We start from the raw sequence: 4,642 nt of genomic DNA, 5'->3' as shown, positions 1-4,642 counted from the left end.
CCGCCGGAATGCTGCGGGGCGGCTGCGTTCCACTGCCGGGCGGAGCGGGCGAGCAGCTCGGCGACGCCGCGCAGCCGGTCGAGCTCGTCCCGGCACTGCGGGCAGCCGCCCAGGTGCGCCGACAGCGCGTCCGCCTCGGCGCCGGCGAGCCGTCCGATGGCGTAGACGCCGAGCCCGGTCCGGTACGCCCCGCATTCCGTTCCTCCCACGTCCCGGAGTACGGGCGCGGCGGCCCGGCCGTTCAGCGGGGGCCGGGTCAGCCGAGGTCGGGGGCCGTCGCGGTGAACCTGGCCTCGACGGTGGCGCGGACGATCTGCGTCTCCGGCTCCAGGTCGATCGGCTCGGGCTCCTCGGCCGCGCCGCCCGGCGCGCGCCCGTAGGCCGCGGCGAGCGCGACGGGCCCGCCGGAGCCGCCGTCGCGGCCGAGCCCCTCGTCCGACAGCTCCACCAGCCCGGTGAGCCGGGCCCCGAGCGCCTCGGCGTAGCCGCGGGCGCGCTCGACGGCCTCGTTCGCCGCCTGCCGCGCGGCCCGCCGGTACACCTCGCTGTCGTGCCGCAGCTCCCACTGCGGCCCGGTGACGTAGGTGCGCTCCAGGTCGCCGAGCCGGGCGACCAGCTCGCCCAGCACCGCGAAGTCGCTGACCGTGATCTTGATCCAGACGGTGCCGCGGTAGGCGCGGATGTCGCCCTCGCGCCGCCGGTACTTCAGCAGCGGCGTGATCGACAGGCCGCCCGTCTCCAGCTTCTCCACGGCCTCGCCGTAGGACTTGACCAGGTCGAGGCACTGCTGGTTCCGCTCGGTGAGCCGGTCGAGGGCCGCGCGCCGGTCGGACTCCTGCGACTCGACGTGCACCGACAGGCGCGCGATCTCCGGCTCGGCCTCCAGCACCGCCTCGCCGCGGACACTGATCATGGGAGCGTCGCTCATGCCCCCAACCTAGACGGTCGGGGGGCGGCGCTCACAGGAACGTGCGGCCCTCGCCCCGGTAGGTGGGGACGGTGCGGACGTGCCGGCCGTCCTCGATGAGGTGCAGCGCGTCGAACCGTTCGCACAGCTCCCCGGCCTTGGTGTGGCGGAACCAGACGCGGTCGCCCACCGACAGCAGGTCGGCGGCGCGTCCGAGCAGCGGCGTCTGCACCTCGCCCGCGCCCTCCTCGCCGCTGTAGGACAGGCCCGTCGGCAGGTAGGGCTGGGGGAGGCGGACGGCGTCGGCCGGCCCGGACGCCAGGTAGCCGCCGCCGAGGCACGTGACGACGCCGGGCGCGGGGCGCCGGACGACGGGCAGCGCGAACAGCGCGGCGGGCCGTCCGGCGAAGTTGGAGTACTGGTCGAACAGGTGCGGCTGGTAGAGGCCGGAGCCGGCCGCGACCTCGGTGACGGCGCGCTCGGCCGCCGTCGTCTCGACGCTGCCGGTGCCGCCGCCGTTGACGAACTCCAGGTCGGTCAGCTCCCGGACGGCCCGGACGATCGCCGCGCGGCGCCGGGCCAGCTCCGCCCGGGACTGCCGCTGCATGGCGCGGATGACGCGGCCCCGCGCGGGCCGGCCGGGCGGCACGTCCCCGACGCCCGCGATCTGCGACTCGTAGGCCATCAGCCCGACGAGGTCGAGCGAGGGCCGCTTGAGGACCAGTTCGGCGAAGGCCCGGACGTCGGCGGCGGTGTGCAGCGGGGAGCGCAGCGCGCCGATCCGCACCCGGCCGCCGAGCGTGCGGTACGAGGCGTCGATGTCGACGCAGACCCGCACGCGCTGGTCGCCCGCGGCGGACTCGATCAGCTCGAGGTGCTCGGGGGAGTCGACCATCAGCGTGACGGCGCGGGCCGCGCGGGGGTCGGCGGCGAGCGCGGCGATCGCGGTGCGGTCGGCCGTGGGGTAGGCGACGAGGATGTCGTCGCTGACGCCCTCGGCGGCCAGCCAGAGCGCCTCGGGGAGGGTGAACGCCATGACCCCGGCGAAGCCCTCCATCGCGAGGACGTCCTCCAGGAGGGCCCGGCAGCGCACCGACTTGCTGGCGACGCGGATGGGCTTGCCGGCGGCGCGGCGCACGAGGTCGGCGGCGTTGGCGCGGAAGGCCGCGAGGTCGACGACGGCGAACGGCGCCTCCAGCCCGGCGGTCGCGGCGTCATAGCGGTCCCGGAGGTTCATGCTCGTCACGATGCCACACTACCGGGGGAATGTGAAAAGATCTCACGTCCCGGTGCGCGGATGGGCGGCGAAGAAGCTCCACAGCATCGGGCTCGCCTCCTTCGGCCACTGGTGCCGCCCGCCCTCGATCCTGCAGAACGTCACGGCGACGCCGCGCTCGCCCTTGCCCGTGCTCTCGCACCGGGTGTCGCCGCTGAGCGCCTTCACCCGCTCGCGCGGCTGGGGCAGCCCTCCGACCTTGCGCCAGAAGTCCACCGCGTCCGAGACGGGCGGGAACGGGCGCTTGTCGTTGAAGTCGCGGTCGCCGCCCCCGTTGAAGGGGACGTTCCCGTCCGCCGTCCCGTGGAAGATCATCGCCGACACCGGGCGGCCCGGGTCGCACCTGGTCACCAGCGCGCCCTCGACCACCCCGATCGCCGCGACCTTGCCCGGCTTCTCGCAGGCCATCCGGTACGCCATCCCGGCACCGTTGGAGAAGCCGGTGACGTAGACGCGCCTCGGGTCGGCCAGCCCGGCGCCGGTGAGCTTGTCGATGAGCTTGCCGAGGAACCCGACGTCGTCGACCTTCCCGATCTTCGCCGCGCCGCAGCAGTCGCCCGCGTTCCACGTGGTCATGAACCCGTCGGGGTAGGCGACGAGGAAGCCGTGCTCGTCCGACAGCTTGTCGAAGCCGGTCAGGTCCCGCATCTTCGCCATGGTCGCCAGGCCGCCGTGCAGGGCGATGACCAGCGCGGGCCTGTCGGCCGGCCTGCCGTCCTTCCATTTCCCGTCCGCGACCTTGGACGGGACGTGCAGCAGGTACTCGCGGTGCCCGACCGTCCCCACGTCGAGCTTCTGCTTGTGCGTCCCCTCCGAGGTGGGGACGCCGTCGACGGTCGCGGGGCGCCGACCGTCCTTTCCGCTCTCGCCGCCCTTCCCGCCGGTCTTGTCGGTGCAGCCCGCCAGGGCCAGGGTGACCGCCAGCGCCACGAGCGCGATTCGCCGCATGCGGGCAAAGGTAACCCCAAGGCGGGGCTTCAAACTACTCACGGGTAGACAAGGCCGGCGGCGTCCGGCCGGGCCGACCGGCCGGTACGGCGGCGGGACGGGGACGCCGCCGCGTAAGCTCGGGAGGGACCCGTCGTGAGCTGGCGCTTCCCGCGCCGAGGCAAGAATGAGACCCGTGAGCGAACCCGTGAACGAGTACGTGCTGACCCTGTCCTGCCCCGACCGGCCCGGCATCGTGGCCGCCGTCTCGGGGCTGCTGGCCGAGCGCGGGTGCAACATCGTCGAGAGCCAGCAGTTCGGCGACGGCGAGACCGGCACCTTCTTCATGCGGGTGCAGTTCGCGGCGCTCGCCGACACCGACCCCGACGAGCTGCGCGGCGCCTTCGCGTCCCTGGTGCCCGAGCTCGGGCTGGAGTGGCGGCTGCACCCGCTGGCCGAGCGCCCGCGCGTGCTGATCATGGTGTCGAAGGGCGGGCACTGCCTCAACGACCTGCTGTACCGGACGCGGTCCGGGCTGCTCGACATCGACATCGTCGCGGTGGCGTCCAACCACCCCGACCTGCGGCCGCTCACCCAGTCGTACGGGATCGACTACCACCACCTGCCGGTCGGGCCGGGAGGAAAGGCCGCGCAGGAGGCCGAGATCCTGACGCTGGTCGAGCACTACCGCGCCGACCTCGTCGTCCTCGCCCGGTACATGCAGATCCTGTCCGACGACTTCTGCGCCAAGCTGCCCGGCGCGATCATCAACATCCACCACTCGTTCCTGCCGAGCTTCAAGGGCGCCCGCCCCTACCACCAGGCGCACGCGCGCGGCGTCAAGCTGATCGGCGCGACCGCGCACTACGTCACCGCCGACCTGGACGAGGGGCCGATCATCGAGCAGGAGGTCGCGCGCGTCGACCACACCCACAGCCCGGAGGAGCTGGTGGCCGTGGGACGCGACGTGGAGTGCCTCGCGCTCGCCCGCGCCGTCCGCTGGCACGCCGAGCACCGCGTGCTGCTCAACGGAGACCGGACGGTCGTCTTCCGCTGACCTGCGGGTTCCCGGCCGATGAACGCGTGAGATGTCGGCATGGCGTGTTTCACTCCGCGTGACTTTCGCGCACCATGGGTGACGAAGCCGTAGGTGCCGAGGCTCACGGGGGGTGGCCATGGCCGAGACGCTGGTCAAGGAGCTGATCGAGGAGGCGCAGGGCAGGCGGCTGGCGCGCCGGCTCGCCGTCCGCGAGCTGCGGCCCCGCCGCGCGCTCGCCGGGCTCGCCGCGGCGCTGCTGGTGACCGCGTTCGGCGGGGTGGCCGCGATCGAGCTGCTCGCCGGGGCGCTCGGGTCGGCCGTCCACCCGGTGCCGGGGGTCGCCCCGGTGGTGGAGGCCCTGCGGCGGCACGCGTGGAACCATCCGGACGTGCTGGCGGCGTCGGGCGCGGTGGCCGCTCTCGGGGCGGCCTTCATGGTGCCGTCACGCTGGGCGTGGTCATCAAGGCGGTCCTGATCGCCGGCGTGATGCTGC

General features: G+C 74.0%; 6 protein-coding genes. 2 read left to right on the top strand and 4 right to left on the bottom strand.

The window, feature by feature from the left end:
- The 4 genes from ABWI04_RS41670 to ABWI04_RS41655 form a co-directional block, all read right to left on the bottom strand.
- The coding region (locus tag ABWI04_RS41670) for a zf-HC2 domain-containing protein (protein ID WP_353835857.1) at positions 1-209 on the bottom strand (209 nt) is incomplete at its 3' end.
- Between the two features lie 47 nt (positions 210-256).
- A complete protein-coding gene (locus ABWI04_RS41665; RefSeq protein ID WP_345184209.1) occupies positions 257-928 on the bottom strand; it encodes an SIMPL domain-containing protein in 672 nt (223 codons plus the stop codon).
- Between the two features lie 31 nt (positions 929-959).
- On the bottom strand, positions 960-2,144 hold the full coding sequence (locus ABWI04_RS41660; protein WP_345184264.1) for an amino acid deaminase/aldolase: 1,185 nt from the start codon (positions 2,142-2,144) through the stop codon (positions 960-962).
- A gap of 42 nt (positions 2,145-2,186) precedes the next feature.
- Positions 2,187-3,131, bottom strand: a complete 945-nt coding sequence (locus ABWI04_RS41655) for a CE1 family esterase (RefSeq protein WP_353835856.1) — start codon at positions 3,129-3,131, stop codon at positions 2,187-2,189.
- 175 nt (positions 3,132-3,306) lie between these two features.
- On the opposite strand from ABWI04_RS41655, the gene purU reads away from it, so the two are divergent.
- Both purU and ABWI04_RS41645 read left to right on the top strand, forming a co-directional pair.
- Positions 3,307-4,167, top strand: coding sequence for a formyltetrahydrofolate deformylase (gene purU, locus ABWI04_RS41650; RefSeq protein ID WP_345184213.1), 861 nt, complete (start codon positions 3,307-3,309; stop codon positions 4,165-4,167).
- 118 nt (positions 4,168-4,285) lie between these two features.
- Positions 4,286-4,624: a hypothetical protein gene (locus ABWI04_RS41645; protein ID WP_353835855.1), complete on the top strand. Its 339-nt coding sequence runs from the start codon at positions 4,286-4,288 to the stop codon at positions 4,622-4,624.
- Positions 4,625-4,642 lie beyond the last annotated feature (18 nt).

Origin of the sequence: Actinomadura sp. NPDC000929, from assembly GCF_040492065.1 — a bacterium.
Lineage (GTDB): Bacteria > Actinomycetota > Actinomycetes > Streptosporangiales > Streptosporangiaceae > Spirillospora > Spirillospora verrucosospora.
The sequence above is the reverse complement of the archived record's forward strand: the minus strand, read 5'-3'. Positions and strand labels throughout refer to the sequence as shown.

Coding starts and splice junctions, on each gene's coding strand:
- ABWI04_RS41665 (WP_345184209.1), bottom strand. CDS start 928: ATGAGCGACGCTCCCATGATCAGTGTCCGCGGCGAGGCGGTGCTGGAG.
- ABWI04_RS41660 (WP_345184264.1), bottom strand. CDS start 2,144: ATGAACCTCCGGGACCGCTATGACGCCGCGACCGCCGGGCTGGAGGCG.
- ABWI04_RS41645 (WP_353835855.1), top strand. CDS start 4,286: ATGGCCGAGACGCTGGTCAAGGAGCTGATCGAGGAGGCGCAGGGCAGG.
- ABWI04_RS41655 (WP_353835856.1), bottom strand. CDS start 3,131: ATGCGGCGAATCGCGCTCGTGGCGCTGGCGGTCACCCTGGCCCTGGCG.